The 20,622-nt window shown below is 70.1% G+C and carries 22 protein-coding genes and 1 tRNA gene; 6 read left to right on the top strand and 17 right to left on the bottom strand.

The genetic code is table 11. From position 1 onward, the window contains the following. Window positions 1–56: 56 nt before the first annotated feature. Entirely contained in the window at window positions 57–1,364 is a 1,308-nt protein-coding gene (gene pabB, locus B0B14_RS06405; protein ID WP_076680609.1) for an aminodeoxychorismate synthase component I, read from the bottom strand. A gap of 42 nt (window positions 1,365–1,406) precedes the next feature. Between pabB and B0B14_RS06400 the strand changes: the two genes are divergently transcribed. The 4 genes from B0B14_RS06400 to B0B14_RS06385 are packed head-to-tail and all read left to right on the top strand — an operon-like array spanning window position 1,407 to window position 4,794. Further along, entirely contained in the window at window positions 1,407–2,093 is a 687-nt protein-coding gene (locus B0B14_RS06400) for a DedA family protein (protein WP_076681315.1), read from the top strand. Between the two features lie 4 nt (window positions 2,094–2,097). Continuing rightward, a complete protein-coding gene (locus tag B0B14_RS06395; protein ID WP_076680608.1) occupies window positions 2,098–3,132 on the top strand; it encodes an App1 family protein phosphatidate phosphatase in 1,035 nt (344 codons plus the stop codon). Window positions 3,133–3,161: 29 nt separating this feature from the next. Continuing rightward, a complete protein-coding gene (locus B0B14_RS06390) occupies window positions 3,162–3,890 on the top strand; it encodes an SOS response-associated peptidase (RefSeq protein WP_076680607.1) in 729 nt (242 codons plus the stop codon). Window positions 3,891–3,918: 28 nt separating this feature from the next. Continuing rightward, window positions 3,919–4,794, top strand: coding sequence for a 3-methyladenine DNA glycosylase (locus B0B14_RS06385; protein ID WP_076680606.1), 876 nt, complete (start codon window positions 3,919–3,921; stop codon window positions 4,792–4,794). Window positions 4,795–4,803: 9 nt separating this feature from the next. On the opposite strand, the gene B0B14_RS06380 is transcribed toward B0B14_RS06385, so the two are convergent. Continuing rightward, complete coding sequence (locus B0B14_RS06380; protein ID WP_076680605.1) at window positions 4,804–6,012, bottom strand: glycoside hydrolase family 3 N-terminal domain-containing protein; 1,209 nt, start codon at window positions 6,010–6,012, stop codon at window positions 4,804–4,806. 78 nt (window positions 6,013–6,090) lie between these two features. On the opposite strand from B0B14_RS06380, the gene B0B14_RS16180 reads away from it, so the two are divergent. Then, complete coding sequence (locus tag B0B14_RS16180; protein ID WP_083710376.1) at window positions 6,091–6,717, top strand: DUF805 domain-containing protein; 627 nt, start codon at window positions 6,091–6,093, stop codon at window positions 6,715–6,717. A gap of 18 nt (window positions 6,718–6,735) precedes the next feature. Here B0B14_RS16180 and B0B14_RS06365 read toward each other — a convergent pair whose 3' ends face one another. The 15 genes from B0B14_RS06365 to rplU all read right to left on the bottom strand — a co-directional run bounded on the left by B0B14_RS06365 (window position 6,736) and on the right by rplU (window position 20,148). Then, complete coding sequence (locus tag B0B14_RS06365; protein ID WP_076680604.1) at window positions 6,736–8,415, bottom strand: acyl-CoA dehydrogenase family protein; 1,680 nt, start codon at window positions 8,413–8,415, stop codon at window positions 6,736–6,738. Then, window positions 8,412–9,497: a zinc-binding metallopeptidase family protein gene (locus B0B14_RS06360; RefSeq protein WP_076680603.1), complete on the bottom strand. Its 1,086-nt coding sequence runs from the start codon at window positions 9,495–9,497 to the stop codon at window positions 8,412–8,414. Before B0B14_RS06360 ends, B0B14_RS06365 begins: the two co-directional genes overlap by 4 nt. A 43-nt stretch (window positions 9,498–9,540) precedes the next feature. Next, the gene (locus B0B14_RS06355; RefSeq protein WP_076680602.1) at window positions 9,541–10,686 is read right to left on the bottom strand and encodes a PQQ-dependent sugar dehydrogenase; all 1,146 of its coding nucleotides are present in this window, start codon (window positions 10,684–10,686) and stop codon (window positions 9,541–9,543) included. Beyond that, window positions 10,683–11,159, bottom strand: coding sequence for a VOC family protein (locus tag B0B14_RS06350; protein ID WP_076680601.1), 477 nt, complete (start codon window positions 11,157–11,159; stop codon window positions 10,683–10,685). The genes B0B14_RS06355 and B0B14_RS06350 overlap by 4 nt, the downstream gene beginning before the upstream one ends. A 64-nt stretch (window positions 11,160–11,223) precedes the next feature. Beyond that, window positions 11,224–13,158, bottom strand: a complete 1,935-nt coding sequence (nagE, locus tag B0B14_RS06345; protein ID WP_076680600.1) for an N-acetylglucosamine-specific PTS transporter subunit IIBC — start codon at window positions 13,156–13,158, stop codon at window positions 11,224–11,226. 156 nt (window positions 13,159–13,314) lie between these two features. Beyond that, window positions 13,315–13,387 (bottom strand) — tRNA-Ala (locus B0B14_RS06340). Between the two features lie 88 nt (window positions 13,388–13,475). Continuing rightward, window positions 13,476–13,859 carry a ribosome silencing factor gene (gene rsfS / locus B0B14_RS06335; protein WP_076680599.1) on the bottom strand — a complete coding sequence of 128 codons (384 nt, stop codon included), beginning with the start codon at window positions 13,857–13,859 and terminating at the stop codon, window positions 13,476–13,478. Continuing rightward, on the bottom strand, window positions 13,859–14,962 hold the full coding sequence (locus B0B14_RS06330; protein ID WP_076680598.1) for a hypothetical protein: 1,104 nt from the start codon (window positions 14,960–14,962) through the stop codon (window positions 13,859–13,861). Before B0B14_RS06330 ends, rsfS begins: the two co-directional genes overlap by 1 nt. Further along, window positions 14,959–15,555: a nicotinate-nucleotide adenylyltransferase gene (nadD, locus tag B0B14_RS06325; protein WP_076680597.1), complete on the bottom strand. Its 597-nt coding sequence runs from the start codon at window positions 15,553–15,555 to the stop codon at window positions 14,959–14,961. Before nadD ends, B0B14_RS06330 begins: the two co-directional genes overlap by 4 nt. A gap of 9 nt (window positions 15,556–15,564) precedes the next feature. Beyond that, complete coding sequence (locus tag B0B14_RS06320) at window positions 15,565–15,795, bottom strand: hypothetical protein (protein WP_076680596.1); 231 nt, start codon at window positions 15,793–15,795, stop codon at window positions 15,565–15,567. A gap of 50 nt (window positions 15,796–15,845) precedes the next feature. Further along, entirely contained in the window at window positions 15,846–17,105 is a 1,260-nt protein-coding gene (locus B0B14_RS06315; RefSeq protein WP_076680595.1) for a glutamate-5-semialdehyde dehydrogenase, read from the bottom strand. A gap of 23 nt (window positions 17,106–17,128) precedes the next feature. Beyond that, complete coding sequence (proB, locus tag B0B14_RS06310) at window positions 17,129–17,956, bottom strand: glutamate 5-kinase (protein ID WP_076680594.1); 828 nt, start codon at window positions 17,954–17,956, stop codon at window positions 17,129–17,131. Then, a complete protein-coding gene (gene obgE, locus B0B14_RS06305; RefSeq protein ID WP_076680593.1) occupies window positions 17,953–19,461 on the bottom strand; it encodes a GTPase ObgE in 1,509 nt (502 codons plus the stop codon). Before obgE ends, proB begins: the two co-directional genes overlap by 4 nt. Window positions 19,462–19,563: 102 nt before the next feature. Then, on the bottom strand, window positions 19,564–19,821 hold the full coding sequence (gene rpmA, locus B0B14_RS06300) for a 50S ribosomal protein L27 (RefSeq protein WP_076680592.1): 258 nt from the start codon (window positions 19,819–19,821) through the stop codon (window positions 19,564–19,566). 18 nt (window positions 19,822–19,839) lie between these two features. Next, entirely contained in the window at window positions 19,840–20,148 is a 309-nt protein-coding gene (rplU, locus tag B0B14_RS06295) for a 50S ribosomal protein L21 (protein WP_076680591.1), read from the bottom strand. A gap of 207 nt (window positions 20,149–20,355) precedes the next feature. Here rplU and B0B14_RS06290 point away from each other — a divergent pair, with 207 nt between their 5' ends. Then, the gene (locus tag B0B14_RS06290) at window positions 20,356–20,622 is read left to right on the top strand and encodes a DUF4031 domain-containing protein (protein WP_076680590.1); all 267 of its coding nucleotides are present in this window, start codon (window positions 20,356–20,358) and stop codon (window positions 20,620–20,622) included.

Below are 20,622 nucleotides of genomic sequence, written 5' to 3'. Positions count from 1 at the left end.
TCACAGGATGTCGGGACTGCCCGAGGGCATCCATCCAGGTTACCGGACCGGACGCCTCACCAACCGGGGGGCGGATCGGCGCCGAGCGCCGCCAGCGGACCGCGCGCCTTGACGCCGACTTCTGCCACCTCGGCCGCGGCATCCGACCTCCAGGTGATCCCTCCGCCGGCTCCGACGTAGGCGCCGCCGGGGTGCGTGACGATCGAGCGGATGACCATCGCGAGGTCGAGCGCACCGTCGTCGCCGACCCATCCGAAGCATCCCGCGAACACTCCACGCGGCGCGCGCTCGAGGGAGTGCAGGATCGTCATGGCCGACAGCTTCGGCGCACCCGTCATGCTCCCCGCCGGGAACGCGGCACCCAGCAGGTCGCCGAACGTGGTGGCGTCGTCCAGTCGACCCGCGACTGTCGAGACGAGCTGGTGCACCGCCGCGTACGACTCGACCTCCAGGAGCCGCTCGGCGGCGACCGACCCGGGCACGCAGACCCGCGAGAGGTCGTTGCGCATGAGGTCCACGATCATGACGTTCTCGGCGCGCTCCTTCTCGCTCGCGAGCAGCTCGGCGGCGAGGGCGGTGTCGGCCTCGATCGTGGTGCCGCGCGGTCGCGTGCCCTTGATGGGTCGCGTGCGCACGACGCCGTCGGTCACTTCGAGGAACCGCTCGGGGCTGGCGCTGGCGAGGGCGACGGCGCCCGACGAGATGAATCCGCCGTGGTGGGCGGGCGTGGCTGTGCGCAGGCGCCGGTAGGTCGCCACCGGATCGACATCGCCGTCGACGGCGAACCGCGTCGTCAGACACAGCTGGTACGCGTCGCCCTCCCGGATCGCCCCACGGCACCGCTCGATGAGCTGCGCGTACTCCTCGGGGGTGTCGCGCGAGCGGGCTACGCGCGGATCGGGCGGTGCGACCGGCCCGACGCCGGCCAGCGCGGAAGCCTGCGTGTCGCGCACGAGCTCTTCGACCTCCGCCGCCCGAGCGACGGCCCAGACGGCTGCGGTGCGGTGGTCGAACGCGAGGAACCGCTCGACCCGCAGCCACATCGCCTGCGGCACCGTCCCGTCGTCCGCGGCGACCGGCGCGCCCACGCGGGACGCGGCATCCTCGTATCCGAGCCAGCCGATCCACCCGCCGCGGAAGCGCCCCGCGGGCCACGCCGCGTCGCGGGCCCCATCGCAGACGACCTCCCGCACCCGCTCGGGTCGGAGCTCCGGCTCGCCGGTTCCCACCCACGACCACCCTTCGACGGCCGCCGGCCCGGCATCCAGCCAGAAGGCGTGCGGATGCCTCGCCGGGCCGCTGAGGAACGCCCGCTCGGGATCGATCCATGCCTCCAGGCGCACGGCGACGAGCGGGTCGGTCATGTTCCCAGGCTAGAGGCGGGACGCGCCTCTAGGCTCGTGGACGTGAACGAGATCCTCACGTGGCTCCTCGACGCCGTGCAGAGCGTCGACCCCGTGCTGAGGACGCTGCTGGCAGGCCTCGCCATCATGCTCGAGACGAGCGTGCTGATCGGTCTCGTGGTGCCCGGAGACACGGTCGTCATCGTGGCGGGAACGGCCGTGGCGAGTCCCCTCGAAGCCGTCCTGCTGGGGATCGCGGTCGTGCTCGGTGCGCTGATCGGCGAGAGCATCGGCTACGGGCTGGGCTACTGGCTCGGACCCAAGATCCGGGCCGCCCGACTCGGTCGACGTATCGGAGAGGACAATTGGCGGCGCTCCGAGCGGTACTTCCGGCGCCGGGGAGGGCCGGCGATCTTCGTGTCGCGCTTCCTGCCGGTGCTGCATTCGCTCGTTCCGCTCACGGTCGGCATGGCACGCTACCCGTTCCGCCGCTTCCTCGCGTGGACGATCCCCGCGTGCATCCTCTGGGCGGCGCTGTACATCTCGTTCGCCTCGATCGCCGCCGGCACCTATCGCGAGCTCTCCGAGCGCATCCACTTCGCCGGCTACATCTTCGTCGGTGTCGTCGTGGCGTTCTTCCTGCTCGTGTTCGTGGCCAAGAAGGTCATCCAGAAGGTCGAGCGACGGCACATGGAAGACGGGGACGAGGCCGAGATCACCCACGCGTCCGAGGAGGACGTGAAAGACTGAGGCGATGCCCGAGCACGCCGCCGCCCCCGCCCGCACGAAGATGCTGTGGTTCGCGCGGCTCGAGTACCGCCTCCATGCCTGGCGCGAGCGCCGGGCGCGCAAGCGCGGGCAGAAGCCGACGGTCACGCCCTTCCCCGGCTATGCGGGGGTGGACTGGGTGCGGGTGCTCGGCCGCGTGCTCATCGTGCCCCCGGTGAAGACGACCGAGAGCGGCGAGTACGCCACGGTGCGCGGATGGCGCAGCTTCGTCTCGGTGCCGGTCGGGTACGCGCAGGTGACGATCCGCATCGGGGATGCCGTGCACGACGTGGTCTCGGATCGCGGCGGCGTCATCGACACGGTGATCGCCGCGCGCCTCGAGCCCGGCTGGCAGACGCTCGAGATGTCGGTCGAGGGCGGCGAGCCCATCGAGACGCGCGTGTTCGTCGTGGGTCCCGAGATCCGCTTCGGAGTCCTGTCCGACGTCGACGACACCGTCATGGTCACCGCGCTCCCTCGCCCCTTCGTCGCGGCGTGGAACTCCTTCGTGGTCGACGAGCACGCACGGCTCCCCGTGCCGGGAATGGCCGTGCTCCTCGAGCGGCTCGTGCGCGACAACCCGGGCTCGCCCGTCGTGTACCTGTCGACCGGCGCGTGGAACATCGCGCCGACTCTCATCCGGTTCCTGCGCAGGCACGTCTTCCCGCCGGGGTCGATGCTGCTCACGGACTGGGGGCCGACCCACGATCGCTGGTTCCGCAGCGGCAAGGACCACAAGCTCACGAACCTCGACCGCCTCGCGCGCGAGTTCCCGCAGGTGAAGTGGCTGCTGATCGGCGACGACGGCCAGCGCGACGAGGAGATCTACACGCGCTTCGCGGCGACGCATCCCGACAACGTCGTGGCCGTCGCCATCCGCCGCCTGTCCCCCGCCGAAGCCGTGCTCGCCGGCGGTCGCACGGTCGATGACCATTCGGCCGCGGATGTGCCGTGGGTGACAGACTCCGACGGTGCGGGCCTGCTCGACAGACTCGCGGATGCCGGAGTCATCCCGAACTGACGTCGGAGGCGGCGCGTAGGCTCGTCGGCATGTGCGGACGCTTCGTCGTGGCTGATGTCGGATCCGAGCTCGTGGGGGTCCTCCGGGTCGACCTCGTGGGCGACGACCTTCCCGAGCCCTCCTTCAACATCGCGCCGACGGCGAAGGTGGCCATCGTGCTCGACTCGATCAAGACCGAGCCGCCCACGCGGCGTCTCGAGCCCGCGCGCTGGGGGCTCGTCCCCTCGTGGGCGAAAGACCTGTCGATCGGGGTGAAGGCGTTCAACGCCCGCTCCGAGGAGCTCGAAGACAAGCCGATGTTCCGCAAGGCGCTCGAGAAGCGCCGCGCGGTGGTGCCGGCATCCGGCTACTACGAGTGGAAGCAGGTGCCGGGGGCCGACGGCAAGATCCAGAAGGTCCCGCACTACATCCACCCCGCCGGCGACGATCCTCTGTTCTTCGCCGGGCTCTACGAGTGGTGGAAGGACCCCGCCAAGGCCGAGGACGATCCCGACCGTTGGGTGCTCAGCTTCACGATCCTCACGCGTGACGCGATCGGCCACCTCGGTTCCATCCACGACCGGATGCCCCTGTTCCTCGACCCCGACTTCGCCGACGCCTGGCTCGACCCGACCGTCGAGAACGTGGGCGATATCCTCGACGCCGCCGTCGACGCCGCCCCCGACGTGGCTGCGACGCTCGAAGACCACGTCGTCTCGGCGGCCGTCGGCAATGTGCGCAACAACTCCCCCGCCCTCATCGACCCGGTCGAGGAGTAGCCCGACGGGGCCCGCGTACCCTGGAGGGGTGACCCTGCTCGCCCCCGCATCCGCCCTCGCGCGTCTGGACGCAGACGAGTGGCGCGCGCGCGAGGCAGCGCATCATGCCCGGGCCGACGCTCTCACGGCGGGCCACCGTGCCCGCTCCTCGCGGGGCGAGAAGCATCCCGTTGAGGACTTCCTCTTCACCTACTACTCCTACAAGCCCGCGATCCTGCGTCGTTGGCACCCCGGCGGGGGTGTCGAGCTGGCGGATGCCGCAGACACTCCGCGCGCCGGGTGGCGGTGGTACGCACCGGGCGAGAGCGCCGGCTCGCTCGTCGTCGACACCGCCCTCTTCCGCGCGGAGAAGTCGCTCATGGTCGAGGGAATCACGCGGATCCTCCGATTCACCGCTGCGCGCCCGGCGCAGTTCGGCTGCTTCGGTCTGCACGAATGGGCGATGGTCTACCGTCAGCCCGAGCACCGGCATCCGGTCCCGCTGCGGCTGGCGCAGCACGTGACGGACGCCGTGGTCGAGGCCCACGACCTGCGCTGCACGCACTTCGACGCGTTCCGCTTCTTCACCCCGGAGGCGGTGCCCCGCAACCGCTCCCCGCTGACGCGCGACGATCAGCCCGCCCGAGAGCAGCCCGGGTGTCTGCACGCCGGCATGGACCTGTACAAGTGGGCGGTCAAGCTCGGCCCGCTCGTGCCCGGCGATCTGCTGCTCGACGCCTTCGAGCTGGCGCGCGACATCCGCACGCTCGACATGCAGGCCTCGCCCTACGACCTCGCGTCGTGGGGCTATCCGCCCGTCGGGATCGAGACTCCCGAGGGCAAGGCCGAGTACGTGCGCCGGCAGCGCGGGTTCACCGACCGCGGGCAGGTCCTCCGGCGGAGGCTCCTCGACATCCTCGGCTGAGCGACCCGATCAGCCCGCGGGGACGCAGTCGCCGCAGGGGACGAGCCCGCGACCCTGTGCGGCCAGATCGAGACGCAGCTGCGTGACGCGGACGGCCGCCTCGTCGAGTCGTGCGGCGGGCACGGCACCGGACTCGACCGCGGCGACGACACCGTCGACGATGCGGCCCGCCGAGCCGGCGTCGGTGAACATGATCGCCAGCAGCACGTCGTTGCCGGCGGCGAGGGCGGCGACGGCATTGGCGACGGGGTCGGCGTACGCGTCGATTCCGGATGCCTCCAGCATGCCGAGGTCGTCGGTGATCGAGATGCCGTCGAACCCCAGCTCGTCGCGGGCGATCGCATGCCACGCCGCCGACAGCGACGCGGGTGCGGCATCCACCGACGTGTACGAGAGGTGGCCGAACATCAGCAGCGGAGCGCCCGCGTCGATCCCGGCCGCGAACGGGAGGGCATCCCCGGCCGCCCATTCGTCCTTCGTCATGCCGGTCGACGGGATGCCGCGGTGTGAATCGCCCGGTGCGGCGCCGTGCCCGGGGAAGTGCTTGAGGGTCGAGCCGGTCTGCGCGCCTTCTCCGGTCACGGCGGCTGCGACGTTGACCGCACCGGCATCGGGCGTCGTGCCGAGCGCCCTGCGGTAGATGAACATCGAGCGATCGTCGGTGACGTCGGCGACGATGCCGAAGTTGACGCCGATGCCCGCGCGCTGCACGAGCGCCCCGCGTCCGGCGAAGGCCGACTGCACGGCGGCCGCGTCCGAGGCCTTGAGCGTGACCGACGACGGGAAGTCGTCCCACGGGAGCCGCGAGACGTCGCCGCCCTCCTGGTCGATGCCGATCAGCGGGGGCAGGGCGGGGTCGATCGTGAGCGCGGCGGTCTGTGCGCGGAGCTCGGCCTCGGTGGGCGGGATGTTGCCGCCCATCAGGATGAACCCGCCGATTCCGGTGCCCGCCATGTAGTCGCGCAGAGTCGCCGGATCGGTCGTGGGGATGTGACCCATCACGATCGAGGCGGCCCTCTCGCGCAGCGTCATGGCCGCCACGCGCGCGGACGCCTCCGCCGCGAGACCCTCCGCCGCGGCCGCCTGCACGCGCACGCCTCCCGCTTCGTCGGGCGGCGCGGGCGTCGTCGTCGCGCCGGCCGCGGCACCGGCCAGGACTGCGCCGGTCAGCACCGCGGAGACCGCGAAGACCGGGAGGGCGCGACGGACGGAGGGCACGCGCCCAGCCTACGTCGCGGACGGCGGAGGGTGGATGCGGTTGAATGGCTGGACGAGAACCCGAACTCGAGGAGACAGATGTCCCACCCGTCGTCAGCCGCGTCCGCCGGCTGGTATCCCGACCCCGCAGGAGGCCCGTTCGAGCGCTGGTGGAACGGCGCCGAATGGTCGGGCGCATCGCGCCCCTTCGGCGTCGCCGGTGCCCGCGACTTCGCGCCCGCCCCGGTGCTCCCGGCTGTTCCGGCGCAGGTCGTGATCCCTGCCGCGGTGTCGCCCTACGCATCCGCGCCGGTCGCGACATCCGGCTACGGCGCGGCCTACTCACCCCGCCCGGTCGGCGTGTGGCGGTCCCCCGTCGACAACCGTCCCTGGGTGCGCGGAATGGGAGATGCGATCAAGGTCGTCTTCGCGAAGTACGCCGCTTTCGACGGCCGCGCGGGTCGGCCGGAGTACTGGTACTGGACGCTGGTCAACGCGATCATCGTCGTGGGCGCGCTCGTCGCACTCCTCATCCCGGTCGTGGGAATCGTGATCTACCTGGCGCTCATCGTGTGGGCGATCGGCGTCATCGTGCCGAATCTCGCGGTGACCGTGCGGCGCCTCCGCGACGGAGGCTTCCACTGGGCGTGGTTGTTCCTGTCGTTCGTGCCGCTGGGCAGCATCGCGCTCATCGTGATGTGCGCGCTGCCGAGCAAGCACCCCTAGCCGGGCGGATCCGCCGCGTCAGTGCCGCGCCACGATGGCCGCGGCATCCGTGCCGCGCGGGAGCGAGCCGTACTGCCACCCGCGGTCGGGGCCGAGGCGCGACGCGATGAACGCCTCGGCATCCGTCGTGGGAGCATGACGCAGCATGAGGGATGCCTGGAAGGCGAGGGCGAGGTTCTCGCTCAGGCGGCGCGCGTCGGTCTGCGCGTCTCGGGGATCGCTCCCCGCGAGTTCGGCCATGAGCGCGAGCGAGCGTTCGACGTGAGCGTCGAGCAGCGTGGACGCGCCCGTGGTCGAGCCGAGCTCGTCGGCCAACGCATCGCCGGATTCCGGATCGCGGGTGAGTGCGCGCAGCACATCGAGGGCGATGACGTTGCCCGAGCCCTCCCAGATCGCCATGACCGGCTGCTCGCGGTAGCGGCGGGCCAGCGGGAACGACTCGGTGTACCCGTTGCCGCCGAGGCACTCCATCGCCTCGTAGGCGTGGTGCGGTCCGCGCTTGGCCACGTGGTACTTCGAGACAGGTGTCGCCAGGCGCCGCAGCGCCACGTCGGCCGCGGAGGCATCCGCCTCGAACATCTGCGACAGGCGCAGTCCCGTCAGCATCGCGGCTTCGGACTCCAGAGCGAGGTCGGCGAGCACCGACGTCATCGCGGGCTGCGCGATCAGGAGTGAGCCGAAGGCCTGGCGGCCTCTCGCGTGCCAGAGCGCTTCGGCGAGCGATTGGCGCATTCCGGCCGCGGAGCCCAGAACGCAGTCCAGCCGGGTGCGCTGCACCATCTCGATGATGGTCTTCACCCCGCGGCCGGGCTCGCCGACGATGTATCCGATCGAGCCGTCGAACTCGATCTCGGCCGACGCGTTCGAGCGGTTGCCCAGCTTGTCCTTGAGTCGCTGGATGCGGAACACGTTGCGCTGACCTTTGGACAGGATGCGCGGCACGAACAGGCACGTCAGGCCTTCCTCCTGCGCCCCCCGTCGCGTCTGGGCGAGGACGAGGAAGCCGTCCGACATCGGTGCCGAGCAGAACCACTTGTGACCGGTGATCTGATAGGCGTGGCCGCTGAGGTGAGAGCCGACCGTCGTGCCCGCACGCACATCGGACCCGCCCTGCTTCTCGGTCATGGCCATGCCCACGAGCGCGCTGCGCTTCTGCTCGCTGGGCAGCAGGCGCGGCTCGTACTCGCGCGACAGGAGGCGCGGCATCCATTCGTCGGCCACCCACGGGGAGTCCTGCAGCGAGGCCACCGCCGCGTGCGTCATGGAGACCGGGCAGGCGTGCCCGGGTTCGACCTGCGCGAAGAGCATGAACATCGCCGCGCGGGCGACCGATGCTCCGGCACGCGGCTCGGCCCAGGCCGACGTGTGCGCACCGCGGGCGACGGCCGCCCCGAGGACGCGATGGTAGGACGGGTCGTACTCGACCTCGTCGAGCCGGTAGCCCCACCGGTCGTGCGCGTACGCGACGGGCGCGTGCGCATCGGCCAGATACGCGTCGCGCTGGAACGTCTCCGAGCCGACCAGCGCCCCGGCCTCGTGCAGGGCCTCGCCCGACCATCCTCCGCCGAAGGACTCGACGGCCGCCGCGAGCGGGGCGTTGAGGCTGTACTCGTTGACGTCGGTCCGCGAGGGAGGCTGATTCTCGACATAGTGCGTCGCGGGTCCGACGACCCGCTGGCCGCGTGCGAACGTGGTCATGCGCTCTCGGCCTCCGCGGGCAGGGCGAGCGCGCGCTGCTCGTCGGTGGTGAGCGGCGCCCGCGTGACGATGTCGTGGATGAAGCCGAGCTTGCGCTTGACGGCGGGCGTCAGGTCGAACGGGTACAGGTCGCCGAATCCCATCGACCGGTTGATGCGGTTGAAGGCCTGCGACATCCATTCCCAATCGGTGAGGAGCTGCTGCACCTGCTCGTCGCGATACGACTCCCGCGGCACGACGTCGGTGTCGCGCAGGTTGGTGACGGCGGCGTCGAGATGGATGCCGATCGCGGCGGCCGTCTGGAGTGTGCCCGTGATGTGCAGGTAGTGGGCGAATGTCTCGGCGAAGTCCTCCCACGGATGCATCGTCGCGTACTCCGAGATGAATCCCTGCTGCCAGCCGTCGGGTGCACCCATCGCGTAGTGCCGCTTGATGGCGTCCTGGTAGCTCGTCCGCTCGTCGCCGAACAGATCGCGGCAGCGGGCCCACAGCGCGTCGTCGGTGAGGAGCACGTTCTGGAAGTAGTGGCCCACCTCGTGCCGCAGATGACCCAGGATCGTGCGGTACGGCTCGCCGAGGCGCACCCGGAGCGCTTCGCGGCGGTCGTCGAGGCTTTCGGCGAGGTCGATCGTGATGATGCCGTTCGCGTGGCCGATGATGACGGGCCGGCCGAGGGACAGGCTCGAGATCAGGTCGAATCCCAGCCCGCCGGGAGCGACGTCCCACGGGACGATCGGCAGCCCGAGTTCGCCGAGCTGGAGGAGCAGTCGCCGCTTGCCCTCTTCGACCTTGGCGAGCTTCTCGAGCGCGACGGTGTCGTCGCCGTCGGGTCTGGTGCGCGTCAGCCGGCACGAGAAGCAGCGGCCGGCGGGCGCCCCCTCCCAGACGAGCCAATTGCACTCCCACTCGCGGTTGGAGCAGGCGTACCACGTCTGGCCGTCGACGACGGCCTGGCCGTTGCGGATGCCGACGAACTGTCGCGACAGGATGTGGTACGCCAGCTCCGCCTCGCAGTTCGGGCACGTCAGTCGATCGAGATACACGAAGTGGCGGCAGTGCGGACAACGCGGTTGGGAGCTCACGTGTTCACCGTAACGCCCTGGGGCCGCGCGGCGGGCGACGGACTCAGCCGGTGGGAGTCAGCGGCAGGCGCAGCAGGAGATCGTCTTCGGCGCGAGGCGATCCGCGGCCGTCGGTGTTGTTCGTGAGCACCCACAGTGCTCCGTCGGGGGCCAGGACGGCGTCGCGGAGGCGGCCCTGTTCGCCCGTCAGCACCGCCACCGCCTCCGCCGCCACGACCCCGGCGTCCGTGTCCACGACCCAGAGCCTCTCGCCGCGGAGCCCCGTCACGAAGACGGTCAGGCCGACCGCCGCGATGCCGCTGGGACTGGCATCGGCGGGAGACCAGACCGCCACGGGGTCGGTGAATCCCTCTGCTCCGGTGACGCCTTCGTGCAGCGGCCAGCCGTAGTTCGCGCCGGGCTCGATGCGATTCAGCTCGTCCCACGTGTTCTGACCGAACTCGCTCGCCCACATCTCGCCGTCGGCGGTCCAGGCGAGTCCCTGCACGTTGCGGTGTCCGAGGCTCCAGACTGCGGTTCCGAAGGGATTGCCCGGCGCCGGACGGCCGTCCGGTGTCACCCGCAGGATCTTGCCATTGAGGGATGCCGCGTCCTGCGCGTCATCGGGCGATCCGGCGTCGCCGGTGGCGATGTAGAGCCGGCGGTCGGGGCCGAAGGCGATGCGCCCGCCGTTGTGCGTGCGCCCGCGGGCGATGCCCGTCACGATCTCCTCGGCGGCGCCCAGGCCGAGCGCGCCCGGCTCGCCGGTGAGCGGCATCCGGATCACCCGGTTGTCGTTCTCGGCGCCGAGATAGGCGTACAGCCACGTGCCCTCGTCCTGGAGGATCGCGAGGCCGTGAAGTCCCGCCTCTCCCCCGGAGCCGACGCCGGGGACCACGCCGGCGACGCGCTGCTCGCCCGCGGCTGTGAGCTCGATGACGGCGCCGTCGTCGCGTTGGCTGACGAGAGCTCCTCCGCCGGCGAGGGGTACGACCGACCACGGCGCGTCGAGACCTGACGCGAGCGTCTCCGGCGCTCCGTCGACACGCCACGAGGTGGGTTCCGGCGTCGCGCTGGCGCTCGGCGTGTCGCTCGGCGCCGAACGCGGCGTCGCGGCGGGAGGAACGGGCTGCCGCGGGGGCGCGCATCCGATCGCCGCCAGGAGCAGGACGGCGCACGCCGCGGCGACGATCGCTCGGCCCGGTCTCATGCGCCCGCCGCAGCCGCCTCGATCGCGGCGATGTCGATCTTGGTCATCGCGAGCATCGCCTGCACGGCCCGGTGCGACCGCTCGGGATCGGGATCGCGGATGAGGTCGATGAGCCGATCGGGGATGATCTGCCACGACAGTCCCCACCGATCCTTGAGCCAGCCGCACGGCTGCTCCTGGCCGCCGTCGGCGACCAGCGCATCCCAGTAGCGGTCGATGTCGGCCTGATCGGCGCAGGACACGTAGAGGGAGATGGCTTCGGTGAACGGGAACTGCGGGCCGGCATCCATCGCGTGGTAATCCCGCCCTGCGAGGCGGAAGTGGGCGTGCATGACCTTCCCGCCCATGCCCGGAACGCCCTCCGGATACGTGCCGATGCTGACGATCTCCGAGTCGGGGATGAGCGTCGTGTAGAACGTGATGGCAGCCTCGGCGTCGTCGTCGAACCAGAGGAACGGGGTCACGGTGCTCATCTGCCCAGACTCGCACGAGGGCCGCCGCCCTGCAATGGACGACGGCCCTCGTGCGGGTATCCCGCTAGATCAGCTCGATCCGCGCGTCCTCGTTGTTGAGGATGATCACGGGCGTGATGGTGGGATGGCCCGCCGCCTCGATCTTGTCGAGCTCGAAGCGCAGGAGCGGGGTGCCGGCGTGCACCGAGTCCCCCTTCGCGACGAGTGTCTCGAACCCGTTCCCGGCCATGTGGACGGTGTCGATGCCCACGTGGATCAGGATCTCGGTGCCGTCGCCGAGCACCACGGCGACGGCATGACCCGAGTCGAAGGTCGCACCGATGGTGCAGTCGGCGGGCGCGATGACGGTGTCTCCCGCCGGGATGATCGCAAGGCCGGGCCCCATGATCCCCTGCGCGAACGTCGGGTCGGGCACCTCCGAGAGCGGCACGACGCGACCCGGCACGGGCTGGCGGAGCTGGATGATCGTCTCGGTCGCGACGGCCGTCGTCGTGCCTCCACCGGCCGAAGCCGGAGCCATCGCCTCGACCTCGTTGTCGACTGCAGGGATGTCGCCCGAGATGATGCCCTCCATCGCATCCTTCACGAACTGCACGTTCAGGCCGTAGATGACCTGCACCGAATGCCCGCCGGGCTTGATCGTGCCCGCGGCACCCGCGCGCTTGAGAGCGGCCTCATCGACCTTCGAGGTGTCGGCGATCTCCATGCGCAGCCGGGTGGCGCAGTTGTCGAGTTCGACGATGTTGGCCGCGCCGCCCAGTGCCGTGATGAAGGCGGATGCCGTGGGCACGAAGCCGCCCTTGGTCGAACCGGGTGCCGGCGACTCCGAGGCGATGAGCTCCTCGTCGTCCTCCCGACCCGGCGTCTTGAGCTTGAATCGCGTGATCACGAACCGGAAGACGAGGAAGTAGATGAAGAACCAGGCGATGCCCATCAGGATGAGGATCCACGGGTTCTGCGCGAGCGGATTCATCCACTGCAGCACCATGTCGATGAATCCGCCCGAGAAACCGAAGCCGAGCCGGGTCGGGAGTATCGCGGCGACGAACATCGAGATGCCGGTGAAGACCGCGTGGATCAGGTAGAGCCACGGGGCGACGAACATGAACGAGAACTCCAGCGGCTCCGTGACTCCGACGAAGAACGACGCGATCGCAGCCGACAGCATGATGCCGTAGGTGACCTTCTTGCGGGTGGTCTTGGCGGTCATCCAGATCGCGAGGGCCGCACCCGGCAGACCGAACATCATGATCGGGAAGAACCCGGCCATGTACTGACCCGTCACCCCGTAGGTTCCGGTGTTGTTGAGGAAGTTGTTCAGGTCGTTGATGCCGGCGACGTCGAACCAGAACACCGAGTTCAGCGCGTGGTGCAGCCCGAGCGGGATGAGGAGGCGGTTCATCATGCCGTAGATGCCGGCGCCGACGGGGCCGAGCGTCACGATCCACTCGCCGAAGGTGACGAGTCCCCCGTAGACCACCGGCCAGACGAACATCAGCACCAGGGCCACGGCCAGCGAGATGCCCGCCGTGACGATCGCGACCGAGCGACGGCCGGAGAAGAACGACAGGGCGTCCGGGAGCTTGGTGTCCTTGAACTTGTTGTACGTCCAGGCGCCGATCAGACCGCAGATGATGCCGATGAAGACGTTGTTGATCTTGCCGAATGCAGGGTTGACGTCTTCGATCGCCTCCAGCCCGAACAGGTTCTGGATCGTCCCGGGCGCGAGGAGGGTTGTGATCGTCAGCCACGACACGAGGCCGGCGAGCGCGGACGTGCCGTCTGTCTTGTTCGCCATTCCGATCGAGATGCCGATGGCGAACAGGATCGCCATGTTGTCGAGCAGCGCCCCACCGGCAGCGCCGAGGAAGGCCGACACTACGTTCGAGCCGCCGGCGGCGGAGGCGATCCAGTAGCTGATGCCCGACAGGATCGCGGCGACGGGGAGCACGGCGACCGGCAGCATGATCGATCTGCCGAGTCTCTGGAAGAATTTCATGACGACTCCATCCTGAGAATTTCCTGAACGGCTCGACGGTATCGCTATAGATCCACGCTCGACAAGGCTCGCCTCAGCTGCTCCCCGGCGCGGGACGCCACGACCACGAGGGGTCTGGAATGCACGAAACCCCCGATTTCTCGGGGGTTTCTCCGGTGGACCTGAGGGGACTCGAACCCCTGACCCCCTGCATGCCATGCAGGTGCGCTACCAGCTGCGCCACAGGCCCGTTCGCTGCTCCCGTACCGGCGAGGCAACCCCACAAGACTACTACATGCGAGCGGATGCCTCGAACCACGGGACACGCGTTCGACGCGTCAGCCGTCGGTGGCGGGCACCGTCTCGACCGTCTCGATCGGGACCACGGGGCAGTCCTTCCAGAGCCGTTCGAGACCGTAGTACTGCCGCTCCTCTTCGTGGAACACGTGCACCACGAGGTCGCCGAAGTCGAGCAGGATCCAGCGCGACTCCTGGCGTCCTTCGCGTCGCAGCCGCTTATGGCCGTGCTCGAGAAGCTTGTCCTCGATCTCGTCCGCGATCGCGGCGACGTTGCGTTCGCTGCGCCCCGTGACCAGGAGGAAGATGTCGACCAGCGGCAGGGGTCCCGACACATCGAGTGCGACGAAGTCCTCGCCGCCCTTCGAGTCGGCGGCCGCGGCCGCGAGGTTGAGCATCGTGCGAGACGATTCGGTGGCAGGCATCAGAAGACTCCGCTGATCATGGCGACGGCCAGCACGCCGAGGAGCGCCGCGGCGAGGATGCCTGCGGTGATCGCCAACGAGACCATCAGTTTGTTGCCCTTCTCGGGCGCTGGGGGCTTGATGATCTCGCCGCTGCTCTTGATCGTGCTGATCGCGGCGCTGGCGGCGATCGGCGTCGGCGACGAATGAGCCGGCAGCTCACCGTCGACCAGCACCGAGTCGATGTCTTTGCCGTCCGCCGTGCCGGGCGTGTGCCCGAGCGATCCGAGGCCTTCGGGGAGATTGAACGTGCCCGTGATGAGCACCTCGCCCGTGGCGGCGACGGGGGCGATGAGAGGCGACGACCCGGTGGTCTGGGACACGATGAGCGCATTCGGCGCGGACGACGAGCCGGAGGTCGACCGGGAGAGCAGCTGGTCGAACGTCGGCGGAAGCGTGACCTCGACGGGCTCGCTCTCGAGCAGGTCGGCGCCGAGCTGCGGGCTGACGACGGCCCGGCCGTCGAGCTCCTCGGAGGCGAACGCCGCCACGTCTTCGACGGCGGCCGGCGGGGCGGCCTCATCCTCGGCCTCGTCGGTGGGCGCGGCCTCGTCATGCGCCTCCTCGGGTGTGGCGTCGGCGACGATCTCGGCGTCGACGACGTCATCCGGGGCCTGATCGTCGGTATCCGCTGTCTCGTCGACCTCGAGCGGCGCGGTGGCGGCGGGGACGGAGTCGATCGGCGCGTCGTGGACGGCGTTCGCGGCGAGCAGCTCCGGAGTGATCACCGGCACGGATGCCGTGCGGATGCGCTCCTGCTGGCGGGCCTGGCGGCGGGTCAGGGGCGACACACCGAGGTCGACCGTGGCGTCGGGGGCCGGGGCCTCGTGGACGACGACGGGTTCGGCCGCGCGTGCCAGCGGCGCGGCGGCTGCCGGGGCCGGGGTCGCCGGTGCGGCGTCGGTCTGGCGGGCCGAAGGCTCGGCGGCGTCGGCGGAGGGTTCGCTCGGGGCGCCCTCGAGAAGGCCGTCGGCGGTGATGATGGGGGTCGCGCCCGTGTTGCGGATCTCACGGATCCGGCGTCTGGTCAGGGGCGGGGATCCGGGTTGCTCGGGTGTGCTCATTCCTTGCTCCGGTAGAGGTGATGCTTCGCAATGTATTGGACGACCCCGTCGGGAACGAGGTACCACACGGGCTTTCCGCGACGAACTCGGTCTCGGCAGTCGGTGGACGAGATCGAAAGTGCGGGGACTTCGAGCTTGCTGACGTCCTCGCTGGGAAGATCCGCCGTGTTCAGGACGTGACCTGGACGGGAGACCGCGACGAAGTGGGCAAGCTCCCACAGTTCATCATGGTCCCTCCAGCTGAGAATCTGCGCTATCGCGTCTGCGCCGGTGATGAAGAACAGCTCGGCATCCGGTCGCTGCGCCTTGAGATCGCGCAGGGTGTCGATCGTGTACGTCGGCCCGTCGCGGTCGAGGTCGACCCTGCTCACGGTGAATCGCGGATTGGAGGCCGTCGCGATGACGGTCATCAGATAGCGGTCCTCGCCGGCGGACACGCGCGTCTTCTGCCAGGGCTCGCCCGTGGGGACGAAGACGACCTCGTCGAGGTCGAACGACTCGGCGACTTCGCTGGCGGCGACGAGGTGACCGTGGTGGATGGGATCGAACGTCCCACCCATGACCCCGATCCTCGGGGCGCGCGTCACCGTCATTCGGTGGGCCTAGTGGCCGTGCCCTGCCTGCTGGATGTCGTTCGCGTGGGCCTTGGCGTACGCCTCGCCCTTGTGCGCGTGGCGGTTGGCGACGTTGCGGTACGACAGCGTGACGAATGCCAGGAGCGTGAACGCCACGAGCGCGACGACCCCGTAGGGGAAGGTCTCCAGCATGATGGCAGCGGTGTCGTGGTGCTCCGCTTCTTCAGCCGCGAAAGCGACGAGCGTGGCGAGGGTCATTCGAGCTCCGATCGGGGTTCGGCCGTAGGCGCGGGTTCCAGTCTAGGGCGTCAGGCGCGGACCTGCCCGGCGCCCCGCGCCAGCCACTTCGTGCTCGTCAGCTCCGCAAGGCCCATCGGGCCACGGGCGTGGAGCTTCTGCGTCGAGATGCCGACCTCGGCGCCGAAGCCGAACTCGCCGCCGTCGGTGAAGCGGGTGGACGCGTTCGCCATCACGACGGCGGAGTCGACCTCTGCGAGGAACCGCTCGGCGTTGGCCGCGTCATCCGTCACGATCGACTCCGTGTGGTGGGTCGAGTAGCGGCGGATGTGGTCGAGCGCATCGTCGAGATCGTCGACGACGCGCATCGCGAGGTCGAGGCTCATGTACTCGCTGGCCCAGTCGGCCTCGGTCGCCGCGACGACGCCGTCCGCGAGACGACCGACGGTCGGGTCGCCGTGAACCGTGACGCCCTGGGCCTGGAGCGCGGCGACGACCGGCGGAATGAGGCGCTCGGCGGCGTCGCGGTGGACGAGCACGGTCTCCACGGCGTTGCAGACACTCGGGCGCTGCACCTTCGCGTTGACCACGATGTCGGTCGCCCACTCCAGAGGTGCGGTCGCGTCGAGCACGATGTGCACGACGCCGGCTCCGGTCTCGATGACGGGGACGGAGGACTCCGTCACGACGGTCTCGATGAGCTGGGCGCTGCCCCGCGGCACGAGGACGTCGATGAGTCCCCGCGCGTTCATGAGGTCGCGCGCACCCTCGCGGCCGAAGGAGTCGACGGTCTGGATCGCTTCGGGGTCCAGACCCCGAGACGACAGGGCGCCGCGCATCGCGTCGACCAGTGCGGCGTTCGTGAGCTCCGCGGCCGTGCCGCCGCGCAGCACCACGGCGTTACCCGAGCGGAGCGCGAGGGCGGCGATGTCGACCGTGACGTTCGGGCGCGCTTCGTAGATCGAGCCGACGACGCCGAACGGCACCGACACCTTCTGCAGACGGACACCGCTCGGGAGCGCGCGCTCGTCGAGGATCCGTCCGACGGGGTCGGGAAGCAGGGCGACGTCGCGCACCGCGGCGGCGAGGGCGGCGACGCGGGCCTCGTCGAGCCGGAGGCGGTCCTGCAGCCCGTCCGACAGTCCGCTCGCGCGGCCTCGTTCGAGGTCTTCCGCGTTCGCCGCCACGATCTCGGGCGTGGCGGCCTCGACGGCGTCGGCGATCGCACGCAGCGCGTCGCGCTTCTCGGCATCCGTCAGCAGCCCGATCGAGCGCGAGGCATCCTTCGCGAGGAGCATGCGGTCGCGGGCCGTCGCCAGGGTCGTGGTCATCCGCCCAGTCTAACGAGCGGCCTTCAGACGGAGGTGTGCACGGCCCCGGTGGTCACGGCGTCGCCGGGCTCGGGGTTGGGGTCGAACCACGTGCCGACGTCGCGTCCGTTCAGGGCGTCGTCGACGAGCTCGGCGCTCGTGACGAGCACTCCGACACCGGATGCCGCGGCCAGCCGCGCGGCGGACACCTTCGTGGCCGCTCCCCCGGTGCCGACGCTGTTGACCACGACCGAGCCGAACTCGAATCCGTCGAGGTCGTCGCCGAAGCCGACCCGTCGGATGGGCTGGGCGCCCGGCTGGTCGGGGGGTCGCGTGTAGAGGCACTCGATGTCGCTCAGCAGCACGAGCGCATCGGCGCCGATCAGCTGCGCGACGAGAGCGGCGAGCCGGTCGTTGTCTCCGAAGCGGATCTCGTGGGTCGCGACGGTGTCGTTCTCGTTCACGATCGGGAGGATCCGCAGGCCGAGGAGTCGCTCCATCGCCCGGCGCGCGTTCGAGCGGTGCGTCGGGTTCTCGAGGTCGCCGGCGGTGAGCAGCACTTGCCCTGCGACGATCTCGAACGCGCGCAGCGCCGCCTGATAGCGGTAGATGAGGACGTTCTGACCCACAGCGGCCGCGGCCTGCTGCGTCGCGAGGTCGTTGGGGCGCTCGTCGAGCCGGAGGTACGGCATCCCCGTCGCGATCGCGCCCGACGACACGAGGACGACCTCGGTTCCGCGCGCGTGCGCGGCGGCGAGGGCCTCGACGAGAGGCTGGATCGTGCCCGAGTTCTCGCCGCTGATCGATGAGGACCCGATCTTGACGACGACCCGGCGTACGGTCGCGAGCTCGGCGCGTTCCCGTGCGCTCACTCGTCGTCCACGACGTTCAGCGACTTCTCCGCGAGGCGCTCGGCTTCGAGGTCGGCGCGGGCCTCGGCCTTGGCATCCATGCGCTCGTAGTACTTCTCGCGGCGCTCGGACGATGTGCGACGCGACGACGAGTTGACGCGCGGGTCGGTGCCGCGCGGCGCCGTGGCGAGCTCGGCGGTCGAGGTGAGCGAGGGGTCCCAGTCGAAGATCACGCCGTCGCCTTCGCCGATGACGACGGTCGCGCCGGGCGTCGCGCCCGCGCGGAAGAGGCCGGCCTCGACGCCGAGCTTCTGCAGGCGGTCGGCAAGGAAGCCCACGGCCTCCTCGTTGGTGAAGTCGGTCTGCTGGACCCAGCGCTCGGGCTTCTCGCCCACGATCCGGTACACGTCGCCGTAGCTGCCGCCCTCGACGCGGATGGCGAATTCCTTCTGCGACCCGCGCGGGCGGATGATGATGCGCTCGGGCGCCGGCTGGGACGCCGCGACGAGGCGGTGCTCCGCGACGATTTCGCCCAGAGCGAACGTGAGCTGGCGGAGTCCGGCGTGCGAGACCGTCGAGATCTCGAAGACGCGGAATCCGCGTGCTTCGAGCTCGGGACGCACGAGGTCGGCGAGGTCCTTCGCCTCTGGGACATCGATCTTGTTGAGCGCGACGATCTGCGGCCGCTCGAGCAGCGGGAGCTGCCCGTCGGGTACCGGATACGCGGCCAGCTCGGCCAGGATGACATCGAGATCGGTGAGCGGATCGCGGCCCGGCTCGAGTGTCGCGCAGTCGAGCACGTGCACGAGAGCCGTGCAGCGCTCGACGTGGCGGAGGAACTCGAGCCCGAGCCCCTTGCCCTCGCTGGCGCCTTCGATGAGCCCGGGGACATCGGCCACCGTGTAGCGGACCTCTCCCGCCTGGACGACGCCGAGGTTCGGGTGCAGCGTCGTGAACGGGTAGTCGGCGATCTTCGGTCGCGCGGCCGAGACGGCCGCGATGAGGCTCGACTTGCCGGCCGACGGGAAGCCGACGAGGGCGACATCGGCGACGGTCTTCAGCTCGAGGACGACATCGCCCTCCCAGCCGGGGGTGCCGAGAAGGGCGAAGCCGGGCGCCTTGCGCTTGGGGTTGGCCAGCGATGCGTTGCCGAGACCGCCGATGCCGCCGGGAGCGACCACGAGACGCATTCCGGGCTCGAGCAGATCGGCGATCACCTCTCCGTCGGGATCCTTGACGACGGTGCCGACGGGCACGGGCAGCTCGAGCGGCTCGCCGAGCGCACCGGAGCGGTGGTCCCCCATGCCGAACCCGCCGTTGCCGGCATGGCGGTGCGGCGAGTGGTGGTACGACAGGAGTGTCGTCACCTGGGGGTCGGCCACCAGCGTGACGTCGCCGCCGTGACCGCCGTTGCCGCCGTCGGGGCCGGCGAGCGGCTTGAACTTCTCCCGGCGCACGGAGACGCAGCCGTTTCCGCCCTTGCCCGCCCGCAGGTGGAGGGTGACGCGATCGACGAAGGTGACCATGTCGAACCCCTTTCGGCGGCGGATGCCGGTTTCAGAATGCCTGGGAAAAGAACGAGGGGCGAGCCGAAGCCCGCCCCTCGCGAAACGCTGTGCGCGGGAGGATTACTCCGCTGCCGCGACGATGTTGACGACCTTGCGGCCGCCCTTGGCGCCGAACTCGACCGAGCCCGCCGCGAGGGCGAACAGCGTGTCGTCGCCACCGCGGCCGACGTTGGCGCCCGGGTGGAAGTGCGTGCCGCGCTGGCGGACGAGGATCTCGCCGGCGCTGACGGTCTGGCCGCCGAAGCGCTTCACGCCGAGGCGCTGTGCGTTGGAGTCACGACCGTTGCGGGTGGAGCTTGCGCCCTTTTTGTGTGCCATCTCTGCGTCTCCCTGGCTTTACTTGATGCCGGTGATCTTGACGCGCGTGAGGTCCTGACGGTGGCCCTGGCGCTTCTTGTAGCCGGTCTTGTTCTTGAACTTCTGGATCACGATCTTCGGGCCGCGCTCCTCGCCGAGGACCTCGGCGGTCACGGTGACCTTCGCGAGCTTGTCGGCGTCGGTCGTGACGGCGTCGCCGTCGACCAGCAGAACCGCGGGAAGCTCGAGGGTGTCACCGATCTTGGCGGCCTGGCGGTCGAGGACGACGATGGTGCCGACCGAAACCTTCTCCTGGCGGCCACCGGCGCGCACAACTGCGTAAACCACTTCACACCTTGTTTTCGTTTGGGAGCGCGGGGCTCCGGCTGTCTTTGTGAGACTGGAAAGTCGTGGTGCGAAAGGACCGAGCAGTCGACATGTCGCCATGAGGTCTAGCGACACGGGCGCACCAAAGGACTACTTTACCGGATGCCGCGGACATCGGCAAAAGCACGCCTGCCGTGTCGCGGCATCCGTCTGCGTATCATCGGGACCGTGGCGATCCTGATCGACGATCCGCGCTGGCCGGCGCACGGGCGACTGTGGGCGCACCTCGTCAGCGACAGCGACCTGGAAGAGCTGCACGCCTTCGCCGCCGCGAACGGAATCCCCCGCCGCGGCTTCGATCTGGATCACTACGACGTGCCCGACGAGGCCCACGCACGACTCGTCGCGGCCGGCGCCGAGCACGTCGACGGACACACGCTCGTCCGGAGGCTCATCGCCTCCGGACTGCGCGTGCGTGGTCGCGACCGGCGCTGA

It is taken from the genome of Microbacterium sp. RU33B, assembly GCF_900155915.1.
Taxonomy (GTDB): Bacteria; Actinomycetota; Actinomycetes; order Actinomycetales; family Microbacteriaceae; genus Microbacterium.
This window is presented reverse-complemented; position numbering and strand designations above follow the sequence as displayed.

Excerpts from the sequence above, each read along its gene's own strand:
- pabB (WP_076680609.1), bottom strand. The coding sequence starts at position 1,364 with ATGACCGACCCGCTCGTCGCCGTGCGCCTGGAGGCATGGATCGATCCC.
- B0B14_RS06395 (WP_076680608.1), top strand. The coding sequence starts at position 2,098 with ATGCCCGAGCACGCCGCCGCCCCCGCCCGCACGAAGATGCTGTGGTTC.
- B0B14_RS06390 (WP_076680607.1), top strand. The coding sequence starts at position 3,162 with ATGTGCGGACGCTTCGTCGTGGCTGATGTCGGATCCGAGCTCGTGGGG.
- B0B14_RS16180 (WP_083710376.1), top strand. The coding sequence starts at position 6,091 with ATGTCCCACCCGTCGTCAGCCGCGTCCGCCGGCTGGTATCCCGACCCC.
- B0B14_RS06365 (WP_076680604.1), bottom strand. The coding sequence starts at position 8,415 with ATGACCACGTTCGCACGCGGCCAGCGGGTCGTCGGACCCGCGACGCAC.
- B0B14_RS06355 (WP_076680602.1), bottom strand. The coding sequence starts at position 10,686 with ATGAGACCGGGCCGAGCGATCGTCGCCGCGGCGTGCGCCGTCCTGCTC.
- B0B14_RS06350 (WP_076680601.1), bottom strand. The coding sequence starts at position 11,159 with ATGAGCACCGTGACCCCGTTCCTCTGGTTCGACGACGACGCCGAGGCT.
- nagE (WP_076680600.1), bottom strand. The coding sequence starts at position 13,158 with ATGAAATTCTTCCAGAGACTCGGCAGATCGATCATGCTGCCGGTCGCC.
- rsfS (WP_076680599.1), bottom strand. The coding sequence starts at position 13,859 with ATGCCTGCCACCGAATCGTCTCGCACGATGCTCAACCTCGCGGCCGCG.
- B0B14_RS06330 (WP_076680598.1), bottom strand. The coding sequence starts at position 14,962 with ATGAGCACACCCGAGCAACCCGGATCCCCGCCCCTGACCAGACGCCGG.
- nadD (WP_076680597.1), bottom strand. The coding sequence starts at position 15,555 with ATGACGGTGACGCGCGCCCCGAGGATCGGGGTCATGGGTGGGACGTTC.
- B0B14_RS06320 (WP_076680596.1), bottom strand. The coding sequence starts at position 15,795 with ATGACCCTCGCCACGCTCGTCGCTTTCGCGGCTGAAGAAGCGGAGCAC.
- B0B14_RS06315 (WP_076680595.1), bottom strand. The coding sequence starts at position 17,105 with ATGACCACGACCCTGGCGACGGCCCGCGACCGCATGCTCCTCGCGAAG.
- obgE (WP_076680593.1), bottom strand. The coding sequence starts at position 19,461 with ATGGTCACCTTCGTCGATCGCGTCACCCTCCACCTGCGGGCGGGCAAG.
- rpmA (WP_076680592.1), bottom strand. The coding sequence starts at position 19,821 with ATGGCACACAAAAAGGGCGCAAGCTCCACCCGCAACGGTCGTGACTCC.